The sequence below is a fragment of the Stappia sp. WLB 29 genome, from assembly GCF_023507705.1.
Taxonomy (GTDB): domain Bacteria; phylum Pseudomonadota; class Alphaproteobacteria; order Rhizobiales; family Stappiaceae; genus Stappia.
Window position 1 is genome coordinate 378007 of the sequence record NZ_JALBGD010000001.1, and the last position, 18052, is coordinate 396058.

Consider the following 18052-nt stretch of genomic DNA (forward strand, 5'->3'; position numbering starts at 1 on the left):
GGCGCGGAGGCGCGGCGGCGCCTCCTTCTTGCCCGTACCCTCGCCGTTTGCGCTGCCGGCGCCTCAGCGCTCGCGCACGACGAGCACCGACACCCGCGCGTGACGGACCACCCGGGCCGCGTTCGGACCCAAAAGATAGTCTTTCAGCTCCGGCCGGTGCGAACCGATGACGATGAGATCGGCACCGACCTTGTCGGCCGCCACGAGGATCTCCTCGTAGATGTTGCCGTGGCCGATCACCGCCTGCACCCGCGTCCCCTTGGGCACATGCATATCGATGAAGCCGTGCAGCGCGTCGCGCGTCTTCTGGATCGCCGACTTCTCATAGTCGTCCGGGAAGAACGAACCGACGATGCTGCGGCCGAAATCCGGCACAGCGGTGAAGACATGCAGCGTGTCGTCCGCCCCCACCGTCTCCATGGCGGCAGTGATCACCTTGGCCGAGGTCGGCACATCGCCGAGATCGATACAGGCAAGAATATGCTTGAACATCGAACTCATGCGGTCGCCTCCTTGCCGGCCTTCAGCCGCTTCTCTTCCACCTGCTGCCGCTTGCGGCCCCGCTGGAGCATGTAGACCAGGCCGAGCAGCAGCAGTGCCGGAATGTAGAACAGTTCGCGCGGCGGCTGGGCGGTGGGCACATCCAGCGTCTGGAAGACCTGATCGAAGTCGAAACCGGCCTGCTGAGCGGGCGAATCGTAGGCGGTACCGTCGACGATCAGCTTTCCGTCCTGCTCGAACACCATCAGGCCGAAGGCTTCAAGTCGCTCTTCGCCCGTCGCCTCGCTGCCGACCGGGATCATCATCGTCAGCGTGATGGGATCGCCGACATCGTTGATGCCCGCGACGGTCGTGCGCAGCTCCGCGCCCGGCGTTGCCCGCTCCAGCGTCTCGACCAGGCTGGTCGGCTCGACCTGATCATAGGGCGCGACGGTGAGGTCCATCCAGAAACCGGGACGGAACAACGTGAACGCAACCAGGATCAGCGCCGTCGATTCCCACAGCCGCGAGCGGACGATGAAGTAGCCCTGCGCCCCGGCCGTGAAGACCAGGATCGCCGCCGTCGCGACGATGAAGACCACGACGCCCTCCAGCGGCGTCACGTCGATCAGCAGGATGTCGGTGTTGAAGATGAAGAGGAACGGCAGCAAGGCGGTGCGCAGCGAATAGAAGAACGCCACGAAGCCGGTGCGGATGGGATCGCCGCCCGACACGGCCGCTGCCGCAAATGAAGCCAGTCCCACCGGCGGCGTCACGTCCGCCATGATGCCGAAGTAGAAGACGAACAGGTGAACCGCCACGAGCGGAACGATCAACCCGTTCTGCTGTCCCAGCGCAACGATCACCGGCGCCAGCAGCGACGAGACGACGATGTAGTTCGCCGTCGTCGGCAGGCCCATGCCGAGGATCAGGCTGAGGATCGCGGTGAAGATCAGGATCAGCAGGATCTGGCCCTGGCTCAGGAACTCGACCAGCGCCGCCAGCACCGCGCCGACGCCCGTCTGCGACACCGCACCGACGATGATGCCGGCCGCCGCAGTGGCAATACCGATGCCGATCATGTTGCGGGCGCCGGCGATCATGCCGTCGATCAGCTCCGACCAGCCGCGCGCCACCGTTCCTTCCGTCGGCTCCTTGCGGAAATAGGCGAAGAGAGGGCGCTGGGTCAGCAGGATGAAGATCATCAGCATCGCCGCCCAGAACGCCGAGAGCGACGGCGACAGACGCTCCACCATCAGGCACCAGATCAGCACGAAGACGGGCAGCAGGAAGTGCAAGCCAGACTTGACCGTCGGCCCCGGATCCGGCAGCCGCACCACAGGCACGTTCGGGTCGTCCATCTCCAGGTCGGGAAACTGTGCGCAATACCGCACCAGGCCGATATAGACCGCCAGGAGAAGCACCGCGACCGCCCACTGCGTCCAGTCGCCGGTAACGCGCGACAACACATCCATGAAGAAGAACAGGCCGAAGGCTGCGATGGAGGAGACGCCGATCACCAGCGCCCCGGTCGACAGGACGCGCATGCGCGTATCCTCGCCGGCGCGCGAGCGCAGCAGCGCCAGCACGCAGGCGATGAGCCCTAGGACAATCAAGACCGCGAACAAACGGTTGCCGGAACTGCCGAGCGCCTCGAAAACCGCAAACAGGTAGTAGATGCCGCCGGCGATCGCCAGCATCACCGAGATCGTCACGCCAAAGGAAATCAGCGCCCATTTCAGCGGCTTGGGCTCGCTCGCCCGCGGCAGGCCTTCCATTCCCTTCCGCATCGCTTCCAGATGCACGATGTAGACGAGGGCGATGTAGGAGATGATCGCCGGGATGAAGGCGTGCTTGACCACCTCGAAATACGAGATGCCGATATATTCGACCATCAGGAAGGCGGCGGCGCCCATCACCGGCGGCATGATCTGCCCGTTGACCGACGAGGCAACCTCGACGGCGCCGGCCTTTTCGCGCGAGAAGCCGACGCGGCGCATCATGGGGATGGTGAAGGTGCCGGTCGTGACCACATTGGCGATGGACGAACCGGAAATGAGGCCGGTCATGCCGGAGGCGACGACGGCCGCCTTGGCCGGCCCGCCGCTGAAATGGCCCATCAGCGAGAAGGCCACCTTGATGAAGTAGTTGCCCGCCCCCGCCTTGTCGAGCAAGGCGCCGAACAGCACGAACAGGAAGACGAGATCTGTCGAGACGCCGAGCGCGATGCCGAACACGCCCTCCGTCGACAGCCACTGGTGGAAGGCGACGGCGTTGAAGCTCGCGCCCTTCCAGGCCAGCAGGCCGGGCGCGTAGGGCCCGAGGAACGTGTAGCCGAGGAAGATGATCGCGACGATCATCAGCGGGGGGCCGAGCGCCCGGCGCGTCGCCTCTAGCAGGAACAGGATGCCGAGCACGGCGACGACGACGTCGGTGCCGTTCGGGTTGTTCGGACGGTCGGCAAGCCGCGAGCCCATGAGGCTCTTGATCAGCGCGGTGTCGAAGACGAAGAGATAGAGCGCGCAGGCGGTCGCTCCGATGGCCAGCGCCCAGTCCGCGATCGGCACGGAGCGCCGCGGAGAACTGCGAAAGGCAGGAAACACGAGATAGGCGAGGAACAGCGCGAAGGCGAGATGGATCGGCCGCGCCTCGCGGCTCGAGAACACGCCGATGCCGAGGCTGTAGGGCAGCGGCGAGGCGATCCAGATCTGGAACAGCGACCAGGCCAGCGCGACGCCGGCGATCAGCATGGCCACCTGTCGGTTGGTCGGATTGCGGCCGCCTGTATCGGTCGAGGCGACCAGATCCTCAAGCTCGGACGCGCTTAGCTGTCCCTTGTTCGTGCCTTCGCTCATGAGCCCCCCACAGGTTCCACCCAAGCCATGTCGCGTCCGCCGGACGGGCCTGACCACGATCTGAAAGAGAATGGGCCGGCGCGAAGGATTCGCGCCGGCCCCGGAGCTGGATTACATCCAGCCGCGCTCCTTGTAGTAGCGCTCTGCCCCCTCGTGCAGCGGCGCCGAGAGGTTGTTCTTGATCATGTCCTCTTCCTTCAGGTTCTCGAAGGCGGGATGCATCTGCTTGAAGCGGTCGAAGTTCTCGAACACCGCCTTGGTCACCGCGTAGATGACGTCCGGCGAGGTCTTGGTCGATGAAACGAAGGTGGCGCCCACGCCGAAGGTCGTGGTGTCCTCGTCGGTGCCCGCATACATGCCGGCCGGGATGGTCGCCATGGAATAGAACGGGTTGTCGTCGACCAGCTTGCGGATGACGTCATTGTCGACATTGATCAGGCGCGACTCGCACGACGTGGTCGCCTCCTTGATGGTTCCCGCCGGGTGGCCGACGGTGAAGACGATGGCGTCGATCTTGTTGTCGCACAGGGCGGCAGACTGCTCGGCCGACTTCAGCTCCGCGGCAAGCGAGAAGTCCGATGCGCTCCAGCCCATCTTGTCCATCACCACCTCGAAGGTAGCACGGGCACCGGAGCCCGGATCGCCCATGTTGACGCGCTTGCCCTTGAGGTCGTCGAAGGTCTTGATGCCGGAATCGGCGCGCGCCACCACGGTGAACGGCTCCGGATGCACGGAGAAGACCGCACGCAGTTCTTCGAACTTGCCGTCCGGGAACGTGTCGGGAGCGGTGCCGTTGTAGGCATGGTACTGCCAGTCCGACTGGGCGACGCCCATGTCGAGGTCGCCGGCGCGGATGCCGTTGATGTTGGACACCGAGCCGCCGGTCGTGTGCGTGCACTTGATGTCGTGCTCGGCCGAGCCGCGGTTGACGAGACGGCAGATCGCGCCGCCGACCTGGTAGTAGACGCCAGTCTGGCCGCCGGTGCCAATGGTGACGAAGGTCTCGGCCTGGGCCGTGCCGGACAGCGCCATGGCGCCGGCGACCATCGTCCCAAGGGTCAATGATTTGAAGAGTTTCATGCAGTGCCTCCCGTGATAGGCAGCGGTTTCGTGCGACACGCAAGGGCGGACCGTCAGGACGGGCCTCCCGGTTGGAAGCGCTTCAGGAAGATCGCAGACCCCGTCCCCGGGGCCGTCATTCGCGCGCAAGGCCCGATCCGGTCAGGGATCGCGCCGCCTGCCGGCAGTCTCTAAAGCTGCCTTCGCACGAACAACTGCCTCCCCTCCTTGCTTCTGGCGCGTGAGCTGGACAGGACTGCCACAGCCTTCCCGCGAAAATGCGGAAAGTCAGGTTAGACCGAAACGCGACGATCTTCCAACCCCCTGTAGAGGTTCTGGAAAAATTGGAGAAAGGACCTTGGGAGGATTGCAGGACAATCTTGCAATATCGGACAGACGATCGGAGCGGCCGCGCATCGACGGCTGTCGCTCTTGTGTGCCAGAGCTTCAGTCGCCGCTCTTGCCGCCGTGAATGACTTCGAGGAAATTGCGGCGCAGCTGAGCCTCGTCCTGCCCTTCGCGCAAGCCCTGGCGCCACTGATCTATGACGAGGCGCAAGGCCAGCGTTTCGCGCGTATGCGGCAGGTGGCTGAGATAATCGGTGAAATAGTCGTCGAGTGCCTGACGGTCGAGCGCACCTTGTGCGATCAGCCCATGGATGAGAGCCATGGTCGCAGCGATGTGCCCCCGCAGGAACTCATACTCTGCCGTGCTGTTGCCGCCGGAGGTGTCAGACATCGTCTCGTGCGTCCGTCCCGTCGTTGTAGTGGTCACTCGCCTCTGCCGACAGTTGTACACAGCATAGGGCGGATGGTCGATAGACGATGCGCGCCCCTTGCGGACAGAGCCGGCGCCGGGGCATCGCTCCCGTCATTCCCAAACGTAACTCTACATCATGAAGGAAGGGTTTTCCAACCGGACCGATGAGCAAATGATCAACAAGCCAGTCCCTGCGCAAAATATCACCGACGGCCGTAAACACCGTCGGAACAAACGCAGCGGAACGGAAGGAATATGAGCAGCTTCGGTGGGGCGCTTGCAGCGCGCGGCCACCCACCTCACCTCGCCCGATATCTCTCCAATGCCACGGATATCGGGGAGGTTTTGGTGAGCCCGCAGGGGCTCGAACCCTGGACCTACTGATTAAAAGTCAGTTGCTCTACCAACTGAGCTACAGGCTCACACGCGCGTTCCTGTAACAATGTGCGCCCGACGTGACAAGAGGCGAATTGGCGAGGGTGGATAACCGCCCTCGCCGCACCGCTTACGCCGGCTTGGTTTCGCCCCTTGCGACATCGGCTCCGGCGTAGATTCCCTTGAGGCGTTCGCGCAGGATCTGCATGACCACGTAAAGCACCGGGATCAGCACCACGCCGAGCGTTGTGGCGAACAGCATCCCGCCGAACACCGCGAATCCGATGGCCTTCTGGCTGGCCGCGCCCGCACCGCTCGCGGTGACCAGCGGAACCACACCGAGCAGGAAGGCCAGCGCCGTCATCATCACGGCGCGGAAGCGCAGATGCGCCGCCTCGCGGGCCGCGGCAATGATCGACTTGCCCTTCTCCCGCTCCTCCATGGCGAACTCGACGATCAGGATGGCGTTCTTAGCACCAAGACCGACGAGCATGATCATGCCGATCTGGGTGTAGAGGTTGACGTCGCTCCCCGTGGCCGCCACCGCGGCAAAGGCGCCGAGCAGCGCCACCGTCACCGACATCAGGATCGCCAGCGGCATCGACCAGCTTTCGTACTGGGCGACCAGGAAGAGATAAGCGAAAAGGATCGACAGCATCAGCACGATGACAACCACCGCGCCCGCGCCCTGCTGCTGCAGCGCGGAGCCGGTCCACTCGTAGGCGTAGCCGGACGGAAGCGCCTCGGCAGCCCCCCGCTCCATTTCGGTAATGGTGTCGCCGGTGGACATTCCCGCTTTCGGCTCCGCATTGACCGAGGCGGAGCGGAACATGTTGTAGCGATTGAGGATCTGCGGGCCGAGCACGTTCTCGACGCTGACGATGGACCGCAACGGAACCATGTCTCCCGCCTCGTTGCGCACATGCAGCTGCGCGATGTCGTCGGCACGGTCGCGCATGGCACCCTCGGCCTGAATCATCACGCGATAAACGCGCCCGAACAGGTTGAAATCGTTGACGTAGTACCCGCCGAGATAGGATTGCAGCGTCTGGAAGACATCCGCAATCCGGATGCCGAGCAGCTTCGCCCGCTCCCGGTCGAGATCGACGAAGAGCTGCGGCACGTTCGCCCGGAAGGTCGAATAAGCCTGTGCGATCGAAGGCTGCTGATTCGCCGTATAGACGAGCGAGCCGACCGCCGAGGCGAGATCCTGCGGCGTGCCGCCGCCCGTCTGCTGCACCTTCATCTCGACGCCGGCGGTGGTGCCGAGGCCGGGAATCGGGGGAGCGTTGAAGGCGATGATGTTGGCGCCGGGGATTGTCGAGAACGTCGCCCAGAGCTTGGCGAGGATACCGTTGGCGCTCAACTCCGGCGTCTCGCGCTCGCCCCAGGGCTTCAGCTTGACGATGACCATGCCCGAGTTCGGCGACAGGCCCGAATTGAGGATCGAGAAGCCGTTGACCATAATGATGTGCTGGATGCCGTCGATGCCTTCCAGCATCTCCTCCATCCGGTCGGTGATCTCGGTGGTGCGCGGCAGCGCCGCGCCGTCGGGCAGCTGCACGTCCACCATCAGGTAGCCCTGGTCCTCCAGCGGCAGGAAGCCCTGCGGCAGGCGGCCGCTCATCACCACGATCAGCGCGACGGCGGCACCGACGCCGAGAAGGCCCAGGAACGAACGGGGCAGCAGGCGCGATACGATCCCGACATAGCCGTCGCGAGCCCGTCCGATGCCCTTCTCGAACACCGCCAGCAGGCCGCGCGGCGGGCCCGAGCGGGCCTTCAGCACCAGCCCGCACAGGGCCGGCGACAGGGTCAGCGCATTGATCGAGGAAATCACCACCGAGACCGAGATCGTCACGGCGAACTGCGAGTAGAGCCGGCCGGTGATCCCCGGCATGAAGATCGTCGGCACGAACACCGCAAGCAGCACCAAGGTGGTGGCGATCACCGGCGTGGTGATCTGCGCCATCGCCTTCTCGGTCGCTTCCTTGGCCGACAGACCCTCCTCGGCGATGATGCGCTCGACATTCTCCACCACGATGATGGCATCGTCCACGACGATGCCGATGGCCAGCACCAGCGCAAAGAGGCTGATCGTGTTGAGCGACATGCCCGCCAGCAGCAGGACGGCGAACGTGCCGATCAGCGACACGGGGATGGCGATGGTCGGAATGATCGTCGCTCGCCAGTTGCCGAGAAACACGAAGACGACCGCCACCACCAGCGCGAAGGTCATCATCAAGGTCATGACCACGTCGTCGAGCGAACGTTCGACGAACTCGGTCGTGTCGAAGGGAATGTCGTAGGCGATGTCGTCGGGGAACGCGCGGGACAGTTCCTCCAGCCGCGTCCTCACCCCTTCGGCGACGGCAAGCGCATTCGCACCCGGCGCCTGGTAGATCGCCAGCACGGTGGCCGGCTTGCCGTCGTAGCGCCCGCTTGCGGCGTAGAACTGCGACCCGAGCTCGACCCGCGCCACATCGCCGATGCGCACCAGCGCTCCGTCCTCGCCCGTGCGCAGCACGATGTTGCGGAACTCCTCGACCGTAGACAGGCGCCCCTGCGCCCGCACGGTGTACTGGAACTGCTGCCCCTCGGGCGCCGGAGGCGCGCCGATCTGGCCGGCCGCGACCTGCAGGTTCTGGTCCTGGATCGCCGCGATGAAGTCGGACGGCGTCATCGACAGGGCCGCCAGCCGGTTCGGGTCGAGCCAGATCCGCATGCCGTAGGCGAAGTCGGTGAGCACGTCGGCCTTGCCGACGCCCTTCACGCGGGCGAGCGAATCCTTGAGGTTGATCGAGGCGTAATTGGCGAGAAACAGCTCGTCATAGGTGCGGTTGGGCGAGAACAGCGTGACGACCAGCAGCATGTTGGTGCTGGCCTTCTGCACGGTCACGCCGCTGCGGGTGACGTCGGCCGGCAGCACGCTCGTCGCCTGCGACACGCGGTTCTGCACATTGACGGCCGCAATGTCCGGATCGGTGCCGACATCGAAGACGATGTTCAGCGAGTAGCTGCCGTTGTCGGAGCTGTTCGACGACATGTAGAGCATGTTGTCGACACCGTTCACCTCGGCTTCGATGGGCGCCGCGACGGTCTCTTCCAGCACCTGCGCGCTGGCGCCGGTATAGCTGGCGGAGACGTTGACGACCGGCGGGGTGATGTTGGGGAACTGCTCGACCGGCAGCGACATGTATCCCAGCGCGCCGGCGATGGTAATGACGATGGAGATGACCAGCGCGAATTTCGGCCGGTTGATGAAGATCCGCGAGAACATCGGCGCTACTCCGCCGAGCCGGCGGCGAGCGCGGCGTTGACCGGCACGCCCGGCCGCACCTTCTGCAGGCCGAGCGTGATCACGCGCTCACCCTCCTGCAGACCTTTCGTCACGGCGAAATCCGTGTCGACCTGCTGGCCGAGCTCGACATAGCGCTGCTCGACGGTCTCGTTGCTGCCCACCACCAGCACGAAGGGGCCGCGCTGGTCGCGCTGCACCGCCGACTGCGGAATGACGATCTCCTTCATCGACACCGGCGCTTCCACGACGACCTCGACAAAGGTGCCGGCGACCAGAAGCAGGTCGGGATTGCTGAAGCGCCCGCGGACCGCGATCGTTCCCGTCTTCGAATCGACCACGTTGTCGATGAAGACGATCTCGCCGTCCTGCGCGTAGCGCTGGCCGTTCGGCAGGATCACGTGGATGCCCGGCAACGCGGCCTTGTCGCCGACCGCCTCCGCCGGATTGGCGCCGCGCACCGCATCCAGATAGTCCTTCTCGCTGATCGCGAAACTCACATACATCGGATCGGTGCGTACCAGCCGCGCGATCGGGCCGCTCGACGGGCCGACCACATCGCCGACGCTGAAATTGCTCCTGCCGATCTTGCCGGCAAACGGCGCCGTGATGTCGGTGTAGCTCAGGTTGAGCTCGGCCTGGGTGATCGCGGCATTGGCGGCCGCGACCGAGGCATCGGCCTGCTCCTTGGCCGCAAGCGTCGCCTGGTACTTGGCCTGGGAGACGTGCCCCTTGTCGAGCAAGTCCTTGTCGCGCTCCAGGTCGGAGGCCTTCAGCGCCGCATCGGCAGCCGCACGCGCCGCCTCAGCCTTGGCGGAGGCCAGAGCCGCCTCGTAAGGCGCGCGCTCGATGGTGAACAGCAGCTGGCCGCTCTGCACGGTCGCACCATCATCGACATTCTTGGAATTGAGGAACCCGGAAACCCGGGCGATCAGGTTGACGTCGTCGACCGCCTGCACACGCCCGACGAAGCGGGCGGACTGGCGCACCTCCTTGGAGACGGCTGCTGCGACGGTGACGGAAGGGGGCGGCGCTTCCGGCGTCGAGCTGTCCTGCGACGGGTTGCAGGCGGCCAGCGCCACCGCAAGGCCCGGAACGAGGCTCACGCGCAGGAACGAACGCAGCTGGCCCATAATCGTAACCTCCCCCCGAGCGCCCGGATACCGGACGCCGGTCTATTAGACGAAAGAGAAGCGGTTATGACACCGCCCCTCGCACAGCCGTTTTCTGTAGCTTTCGGAAGGGTACGCAGGCAACTCAGTCAAAGACAAGCGCCAATCCGAAGTGGTCCCCGGCCGGCAGAACCAGACCTTCGGGCGCCTCCACGGCATCGAGCGATGCCTCCCGCAGCGTCCGCGCCAGACGGGCGCGGTCGCGGGCTCGCAGGCCGAGTGCGGCGATCGCCGAGCCGCCGGGACCGATCTCCGGTGCGTCGATGCCGTACAGCGAGGCAAAGGCTGCCGGCGGCATCAGATGCAGCCGGCCGCGCGGCGTCTCGATGGTGATCCCGAGGCTGGTCGCGCGCATTTCCCGCCGGCCGGTGAAGGCGGCGTAGAAGATGTGCTGCTCGGCCGGCTCGTCGCAGACGATCACCACCGACTCGAGCGCGGTCACGCCGTTGGGGTGGGTCTGGTACTCGGCCGACCAGAAGTTCTCCGGATAGCGGTTCAGGCAGGTGAAGAAGCCGTGCTCGGGATCGCTGTCGTTGCGCACGAAGGTCAGGTCGAAGCCGACCTTGCGGATGCTCCCGTCGGGCAGCTTTGCCTCACGGCCGAAGGAGAACGGCGCGTAGACATGCAGGCCGGCCTCTTCGAACTCGCGGCGATCGGCCGCCGGATCGCGGCTTTCCATCACCAGCATCGACACGCCCTCGCGCGTCTTCAGGAAATCGCGGTTGAACGCACCGAAGGAGAACGTGTCGCCCGCCGCTTCCGGGATCAGCGTCTCGTCGCCGATCCCCACGATCTCGATGAAGAACCCATCGAGCTGGACGAGATGGTTTTCCGTGCCCCAGGGATGGCGGGCGCGCGGCGTGAGGCGAAAGTCCAGCTTTTCCATGAAACGGGCGGCCGCGCCGAGATCGCGCACCGCCCAGACCACGTGATCGAAACCGCGTGCGGTCATAGTTCTCTCCCCTGCCCCTTTGCCTCTGGCCTGTCCCGAGCGGAACGGCCGGCCCGGTCCCGATCAGACCAGGCGGCTCTGCTCGATCGCCGCGGCCACGAAGGACGCGAAGAGCGGATGCGGCTCGAACGGGCGCGACTTCAGCTCCGGATGGTACTGCACGCCGATGAACCAGGGGTGGTCGTCGATCTCCACCGTCTCCGGCAGCTGGCCGTCCGGTGAGGTGCCGGCAAAGCGCAGGCCCGCCTGCTCCAGCCGCTCGCGATAGGCGATGTTCACCTCGTAGCGGTGGCGATGGCGCTCGGAGATCATCTCCGATCCGTAGATGTCGGCGATCCGCGAGCCCTTCTGCAACCGCGCCGGATAGGCCCCGAGACGCATGGTGCCGCCGAGTTCGCCGTCGGCGCGCCGCACCTCGATCTGGTTGCCCTTCGACCATTCGGTCATCAGGCCGACGACGGGCTCCGCCGCCTCGCCGAACTCGGTGGAGTTGGCGTCCTGAATGCCGGCAAGATTCCGCGCCGCCTCGATCACCGCCATCTGCATGCCGAAGCAGATGCCGAAATACGGCACCTTGTGCAGCCGGGCGAAACGGGCCGCCGCGATCTTGCCTTCCGCGCCGCGCTCGCCGAAGCCGCCCGGCACCAGAATGCCGTGGACGCTGTCCAGCCACGGGGTCGGGTCTTCCTTCTCGAAGATCTCCGACTCGATCCATTCGATGTTGACGCGCACATTGTTGGCGATGCCGCCATGCACCAAGGCCTCGATCAGCGACTTGTAGGCGTCTTTGAGGACCGTGTACTTGCCGATGATCGCGATGGTCACCTCGCCTTCCGGATTGGCGAGCGTCTCGGAAATGCCGGTCCAGCGGGACAGGTCGAGCGCCGGCGCGCCGGTGATGCCGAACGCCGCCAGCACCTCGTCGTCCAAGCCTTCCTTGTGATAGGCGATAGGCACGTCGTAGATCGACTTGACGTCGTAGGCCGGGATGACGGCGCCTTCGCGCACGTTGCAGAACAGCGACAGCTTGCGCCGCTCGCTCTCCGGAATCTTGCGGTCGCAGCGGACCATCAGGATGTCCGGCTGGATGCCGATGGAGCGCAGCTCCTTGACCGAGTGCTGGGTCGGCTTGGTCTTGAGCTCGCCGGCCGAGGCGATGAACGGCATCAGGGTCAGGTGGATATAGACCGCATGGCCGCGCGGCAGCTCGTTGCCGAGCTGGCGGATCGCCTCGAAGAACGGCAGTCCCTCGATGTCGCCGACGGTGCCGCCGATCTCGCACAGCACGAAATCGTAGTCGTCGTTGCCCTCGAGCACGAAAGCCTTGATCGCGTCGGTAACGTGCGGAATCACCTGGACGGTGCCACCGAGATAGTCGCCGCGGCGCTCCTTGGCGATGATGTCCTGATAGATCCGGCCGGTGGTGATGTTGTCCATCTTGTTGGCCGGCCGACCGGTGAACCGCTCGTAATGGCCAAGGTCGAGGTCGGTCTCCGCGCCGTCGTCCGTCACGAAACACTCGCCGTGCTGGTAGGGACTCATGGTCCCCGGATCGACGTTGAGATAGGGGTCGAGCTTGCGCAGCCGCACCTTATATCCGCGCGCCTGCAGAAGAGCCCCGAGAGCCGCGGAGGCCAGTCCCTTGCCAAGGGAAGAAACCACGCCGCCGGTGATGAAGATGTATCGCGCCATGGACCAATACCATATCGCTGCGGGCGCTGATTCGAACGCCCGGCATGGAGTTAACACACAAGAAAATGCCCCGCGACGGGTATCGCGGGGCATTGGATGAAGACGCCTGCCGCCCTGGGCTTACTGCGCCGCCGGAACCTGCGGTCCGGAGGGCGTCTCGGGCGGACGCAACTGGTCGAGGATGCCGTTGCCAGAACCCGACGTTCCCTCGCCGGCCGGCGCGCTCTGCGTACCGGGCACCGCATCCAGGATCGAGGCCGGACGGTCGCCGTTCTTGGCCAGCAGCGCAAGACCCAGCGAGGTCGCGAAGAAGACCGCAGCCAGAATCGCCGTTGCGCGGGTCAGCACGTTGCCGCTGCCGCGGCTGGACATCATCCCGCCGCCGCCGCCGCCGATGCCCAGGGCACCACCCTCGGAACGCTGCAGGAGAACCACCAGGACGAGCGCAAGCACGACCATGAGATGAATAACGATGACAACGGTTTCCATCGACAACCAGTCTTTCGTGTTCGGATTGCAGCGGGTTCTACACCAATGCCGTCACGGTTTCCACCCTTGATCGGCCCCGACTGCACTCATGGCAGCCCCCTGCCGGCCGCATGGCAAAAGGTTTGCCGGCGGATCAGCCGGCGGCCTTTGCGATCGCAAGGAAATCCGAGGCCTTCAGGCTGGCGCCGCCGACAAGCGCGCCGTCGACATTGTCGACCGACAGCAGCTCGCCGGCATTGGCCGGCTTCACCGAGCCGCCGTAAAGCAGCCGGATCGACGCGGCCGAAGGCCCGAACCGTCCCTGCAGTTCCTTGCGCATATAGGCATGCATCTCGGCCACGTCATCCACCGTCGGCGTCAGGCCGGTGCCGATGGCCCAGACCGGCTCGTAGGCAACGACCAGCCGGGCGCCGTCCGCCCCCTCCGGCACCGAGCCGGCAAGCTGTGCGCCGACCACCTCGAGGGCCTTGCCGGCCTTGCGCTCGGCTTCCGTCTCGCCGACGCAGACGATGGCGACGAGACCCGCCCGCCACGCGGCCTCCGCCTTGGCCCGCACCAGCGCGTCGCTCTCGCCGTGATCGGCCCGGCGCTCGGAATGGCCGACGATGACCCAGCGCGCACCGGAATCGGCCAGCATCTCGGCCGAGATGTCGCCCGTGTGGGCGCCGCTCGCCGCCGGGTGGCAGTCCTGGCCGCCGATGCTGAGACCGCTGTCGCCGGCCGCAGCCGCCGCCGCCGCGACCAGCGTCGCGGGCGGGCAGATCGCAAGATCGACCGAAGCCGCCAGACCGCCGGCGGCCGCCTCCGCCATCGAGCGCAGCTCGCCGAGCGACGTCGCCAGCCCGTTCATCTTCCAGTTTCCGGCGATCAGCGGCGTGTTCTTCTGGGTCATTTCGGCATCCTCGGCTGGCGTTCGGTCGGCGATGGGCGTGCCGGACGGGCACATTCAACGCCGGTGCTACCAGAATTTCCGCCTCGTTCAAGACGGTACGGCGCGAGCCGTTGCCCGAGCCTTTGCCCAAGCCATTGCCTGTACCTTGCCCCTGCCGGCCCGCATCTCTATGATCCGGCCGCTCTCGCTCGGATCTTACCCAAGGTCCGGGCCGTATCCTGTTGCCCCGGTAACGCCCCAGTAACGACGGAATCTGCAATGCTCGACACTCTGCGCAGCGGCGCAAAGTCATGGATTTCCAAACTCCTGATCGCTCTTCTCGTCATCAGCTTTGCGATCTGGGGCATTTCGGGTGATCTTCTCAATGTCGGCGGCGACCAGGTCGCGACCGTGGGCGACCGCAAGATCTCGATCGTCGAGTTCGACAATGCCTATCGGCGCGAGCTCGACACGATCGGCCGCAACATCGGACGGCCGTTGTCGACCGTCGAGGGCGCCTCGCTCGGCATTCCCGCACAGGTGCTCGGCCGCCTGATCGCCGAAGCCGCGCTGAACGAGACCGCGGACGAGTACAATCTCGGCATTTCCGACCAGGAACTGGTGCGCCTCATCCAGGAGGCCCCGGCCTTCCAGGCGCCGGGCGGCGGCTTCGACCGCGCCCTGCTGTCGCGCGTGCTGCAGGCCAACGGCCTGACCGAGGACGCCTTCGTCGCCGAGCGCCGGCTGCTGGAGGAGCGCCGCCAGATCGCCGATGCGATCAGCGGCGGTCTTGCGACGCCTGCGGCGATGCTGGAGGCGTTCCACCAGCATGCAAACGAGGAGCGCAGCGTCGACTACGTGGAATTCGGCGTCGACCAGGCGGGCGAGATTCCCGCCCCGACGGACAGCGAGCTTTCGACCTATTTCGAGGCCAACCAGGACACGTTCCGCGCACCCGAGTACCGCAAGGTCGCGCTGCTGCCGCTGACGCCCGAGCGCCTGGCGCGCCCGGACGAGGTCAGCGAGGACGACGTGCGCCAGGAATACGAGGCCTCCGGCGACCGTTTCGGCGAGCCGGAGCGCCGCCGCATCCTGCAGATCCCGCTGGGCGATGCGGCCGCGGTCGAAGCGGCCCGCACCGCCCTTTCCGAAGGCAAGACCTTCGACGACATTCTCGCCGAGCGCGGCCTGACGGAAGCGCAGGTGGAACTCGGCACCATGGCCCGCACGGACCTGCTCGACCCGGCCATCGCCGAGGCCGCCTTCGCGCTTGGCGAAGGCGAGACCTCCGGCATCGTCGAGGGCCGCCTGACCTCCGTCCTGCTCAAGGTCGCCGAGATCACAGAGGCGCACCAGTCGCCGCTGGAGGAGGTCGCTCCCGAGCTGCGCAAGGAGATCGCCCTGCGCCTTGCGACGCGCGAGGTGCTGGACCTGCATGACGAGATCGAGGACGCGCGCGCCGGCGGCGCGACGCTGCAGGAGGTCGCCGAGCGATTCTCCCTGACCCTCGACACGCCGGCCGCCTTCGACAGCGCCGGCAAGGACGAGGTCGGCAACGCGGTCCAGCTGCCGGATGCCGACGACCTGATCTCCGACGTGTTCGAGAGCGATGTCGGCATCGAGGCCGACATGCTGCAGCTCGGCCGCGACGGGTTCCTGTGGTTCGAGGTGCAGGAAGTCGTGCCGGCCCGCGACCGCACGCTGGACGAGGTACGCCAGCAGGTCGTCGACGCCTGGACCGCGCAGCAGCGCACCGAGCGTCTCGACGATCTGGCAGAATCCATCGTCGAAGAGGTCCGCGGCGGCAAGTCGCTGCAGGACGTCGCCACCGAGCGCGGCCTCAACGTTGCCTCCGCGACCGGCATCAAGCGCAGCGGCGCCAACGGCCCCCTGCCCGCCTCCGCCATTCCCGATGTCTTCTCGGGTCCCGTCGGCACGCTCGGCAGCGCCGCACGCGAGGATGGACGCCGCCTCGTCTTCCGCGTGACCGGCGCCAATGCCCCGGCCTTCTTCCGCGAGGCCGGCGAGATCGCCGCGCTCGACCAGCGGCTGGCCGAGGCGCTGCAGAACTCGGTCATCGGCCAGTATGTCGGCGAGCGCGAGGCGCGTCTCGGTGTCAGTGTCAACCAGGCCAACATCAACCGGGTGCTCGGCCAGGGCGGCAGCTGATGCCGCCCCGGGTCCCTTTCGGGAGGACGTCGATTTGAGCAACCTCAAGACCCTGATCGCCAAGGCCGCCGACGGGCACGCCCTGTCGCGCGCCGAGGCCCAGTCCGCCTTCGACATCATCATGTCGGGTGCGGCGACCCCGGCACAGATCGGCGGCTTCCTGATGGCGCTGCGGGTGCGCGGCGAGACCGTCGACGAGATCGCCGGCGCCGTCGCGACGATGCGCTCCAAGATGGTCCCGGTCTCCGCCCCGGCCGATGCGGTCGACGTGGTGGGCACCGGGGGCGATGCCTCGGGCAGCTACAACATCTCCACCTGCTCGGCCTTCGTGGTCGCCGGTTGCGGCGTTCCTGTCGCCAAGCACGGCAACCGCTCGCTGTCGTCGAAATCGGGCGCCGCCGACGTGCTGGCCGCGCTCGGCGTCGACATCGACATCGGCCCGGCGCAGATTTCCCGCTGCATCCGCGAGGCGGGCCTCGGCTTCATGTTCGCGCCGAACCACCATTCGGCGATGAAGCATGTCGGCCCGGCACGCACCGAGCTCGGCACCCGCACGATCTTCAACCTGCTCGGCCCGCTGTCCAATCCGGCCGGCGTCAAGCGCCAGATGGTCGGCGTCTTCGCCCCGCAATGGGTGGAGCCGATCGCCCGGGTGCTGGCCGCCCTCGGCTCCGAATCCGCCTGGGTCGTGCACGGCTCCGACGGCCTCGACGAGATCACCACGACCGGCCCGACCCGCGTCGCCGCTCTGGAGAACGGCGAGGTCCGCCTGTTCGAGATCTCGCCGCAGGATGTCGGCCTTTCGGTCCACCAGCCTGCCGACCTGAAGGGAGGCGAGGCGCCGGAAAACGCCGTCGCCCTCAAGGCCGTGCTGGAAGGCGAGAAGTCCGCCTATCGCGACACGGTCCTGATGAATGCCGGCGCGACGCTGGTGGTCGCCGGCCGCGCGCCGACCCTTGCCGAGGGCGTCGCGATGGCCGCGAACGCCATCGACAGCGGCAATGCGCTGGCCCGGCTGTCGCGCCTCGTCGAGGTGTCGAACGAGGTGCGTGGCGATGGCTGACATCCTGGAAAAGATCGGCGCCTACAAGCGCCAGGAGATCGCCGCTGCCAAGGCCGCCGTGCCGCAGGCCGAGATCGAGCGGCGCGCCGCCGAGGCCGACGCTCCGCGCGGTTTCCTGAACGCGCTGCGCGCCCACAAGGACGCCGGCGAGTTCGGCCTGATCGCCGAGATCAAGAAGGCAAGCCCCTCCAAGGGCCTGATCCGCGCCGACTTCGACCCGCCGGCGCTGGCCCGCGCCTATGAGGCGGGCGGTGCCGCCTGCCTCTCCGTGCTGACCGACACCCCGTCCTTCCAGGGCGCGCCGGAGTTTCTGGTCGCGGCCCGCGCCGCCACGTCGCTGCCGGCTCTGCGCAAGGATTTCCTCTACGATACCTATCAGGTGTTCGAGGCCCGCGCCTGGGGCGCCGACTGCATCCTGATCATCATGGCCGCCGTCGACGATGCGCTGGCCGCCGACCTGGAAGCCACCGCCTTCGGCCTCGGCATGGACGTGCTGGTCGAGGTGCACGATGCGGACGAGCTGGAGCGCGCGCTGCGCCTCGCCTCGCCGATGATCGGCATCAACAACCGCAACCTGAAGACCTTCGAGACGCGGTTGGAAACCAGCGAGGACCTGGCCGGGATGATCCCGGACGACCGCCTCGTCGTCGGCGAATCGGGCCTCTTCACCCCGCAGGACCTTGCGCGGATGGAGCGCTGCGGCATCTCCACCTTCCTGATCGGCGAGAGCCTGATGCGCCAGGACGACGTGACGGGTGCGACGCGCGCGCTGCTGGCGCGTCCCGGCCTTGCGGCGGAGTAGGACATGGCCGGCGACC

The 18052-nt window shown here is 66.5% G+C and carries 13 protein-coding genes and 1 tRNA gene; 3 read left to right on the forward strand and 11 right to left on the reverse strand.

Features of this window, described 5'->3' with window-relative positions; translation table 11 throughout:
• Positions 1 to 63: 63 nt before the first annotated feature.
• The 11 genes from MNI96_RS01800 to tpiA form a co-directional block, all read right to left on the reverse strand.
• Complete coding sequence (locus tag MNI96_RS01800; RefSeq protein WP_249689826.1) at positions 64 to 501, reverse strand: universal stress protein; 438 nt, start codon at positions 499 to 501, stop codon at positions 64 to 66.
• A complete protein-coding gene (locus MNI96_RS01805; protein ID WP_249689828.1) occupies positions 498 to 3335 on the reverse strand; it encodes a TRAP transporter permease in 2838 nt (945 codons plus the stop codon). The genes MNI96_RS01800 and MNI96_RS01805 overlap by 4 nt, the downstream gene beginning before the upstream one ends.
• 111 nt (positions 3336 to 3446) lie before the next feature.
• Complete coding sequence (locus MNI96_RS01810; RefSeq protein ID WP_249689830.1) at positions 3447 to 4415, reverse strand: TAXI family TRAP transporter solute-binding subunit; 969 nt, start codon at positions 4413 to 4415, stop codon at positions 3447 to 3449.
• A 426-nt stretch (positions 4416 to 4841) separates the two neighbouring features.
• On the reverse strand, positions 4842 to 5132 hold the full coding sequence (locus MNI96_RS01815) for a hypothetical protein (protein WP_158192338.1): 291 nt from the start codon (positions 5130 to 5132) through the stop codon (positions 4842 to 4844).
• Between the two features lie 367 nt (positions 5133 to 5499).
• A tRNA-Lys gene (locus tag MNI96_RS01820) sits at positions 5500 to 5575 on the reverse strand.
• Positions 5576 to 5658: 83 nt separating this feature from the next.
• Positions 5659 to 8808, reverse strand: coding sequence for an efflux RND transporter permease subunit (locus MNI96_RS01825; protein WP_249689833.1), 3150 nt, complete (start codon positions 8806 to 8808; stop codon positions 5659 to 5661).
• A 5-nt stretch (positions 8809 to 8813) separates the two neighbouring features.
• Complete coding sequence (locus tag MNI96_RS01830; protein ID WP_249689836.1) at positions 8814 to 9959, reverse strand: efflux RND transporter periplasmic adaptor subunit; 1146 nt, start codon at positions 9957 to 9959, stop codon at positions 8814 to 8816.
• Positions 9960 to 10083: 124 nt separating this feature from the next.
• On the reverse strand, positions 10084 to 10950 hold the full coding sequence (locus tag MNI96_RS01835; protein ID WP_249689838.1) for a VOC family protein: 867 nt from the start codon (positions 10948 to 10950) through the stop codon (positions 10084 to 10086).
• A 63-nt stretch (positions 10951 to 11013) separates the two neighbouring features.
• Positions 11014 to 12642 (reverse strand): CTP synthase, encoded by a 1629-nt coding sequence (gene pyrG, locus MNI96_RS01840; protein WP_249689840.1) that lies wholly within the window; start codon positions 12640 to 12642, stop codon positions 11014 to 11016.
• Positions 12643 to 12762: 120 nt separating this feature from the next.
• Entirely contained in the window at positions 12763 to 13131 is a 369-nt protein-coding gene (secG, locus tag MNI96_RS01845; RefSeq protein ID WP_249690386.1) for a preprotein translocase subunit SecG, read from the reverse strand.
• Between the two features lie 133 nt (positions 13132 to 13264).
• The gene (gene tpiA / locus MNI96_RS01850; protein ID WP_249689842.1) at positions 13265 to 14023 is read right to left on the reverse strand and encodes a triose-phosphate isomerase; all 759 of its coding nucleotides are present in this window, start codon (positions 14021 to 14023) and stop codon (positions 13265 to 13267) included.
• A 258-nt stretch (positions 14024 to 14281) separates the two neighbouring features.
• Here tpiA and MNI96_RS01855 point away from each other — a divergent pair, with 258 nt between their 5' ends.
• Genes MNI96_RS01855 through trpC form a run of 3 tightly spaced genes read left to right on the forward strand, consistent with a single transcriptional unit; the run spans position 14282 to position 18036 of the window.
• On the forward strand, positions 14282 to 16171 hold the full coding sequence (locus MNI96_RS01855; RefSeq protein WP_249689845.1) for a peptidylprolyl isomerase: 1890 nt from the start codon (positions 14282 to 14284) through the stop codon (positions 16169 to 16171).
• A gap of 34 nt (positions 16172 to 16205) precedes the next feature.
• The gene (gene trpD / locus MNI96_RS01860) at positions 16206 to 17234 is read left to right on the forward strand and encodes an anthranilate phosphoribosyltransferase (RefSeq protein WP_249689847.1); all 1029 of its coding nucleotides are present in this window, start codon (positions 16206 to 16208) and stop codon (positions 17232 to 17234) included.
• Positions 17227 to 18036: an indole-3-glycerol phosphate synthase TrpC gene (gene trpC, locus MNI96_RS01865; RefSeq protein WP_249689849.1), complete on the forward strand. Its 810-nt coding sequence runs from the start codon at positions 17227 to 17229 to the stop codon at positions 18034 to 18036. The genes trpD and trpC overlap by 8 nt, the downstream gene beginning before the upstream one ends.
• Positions 18037 to 18052: the final 16 nt, after the last annotated feature.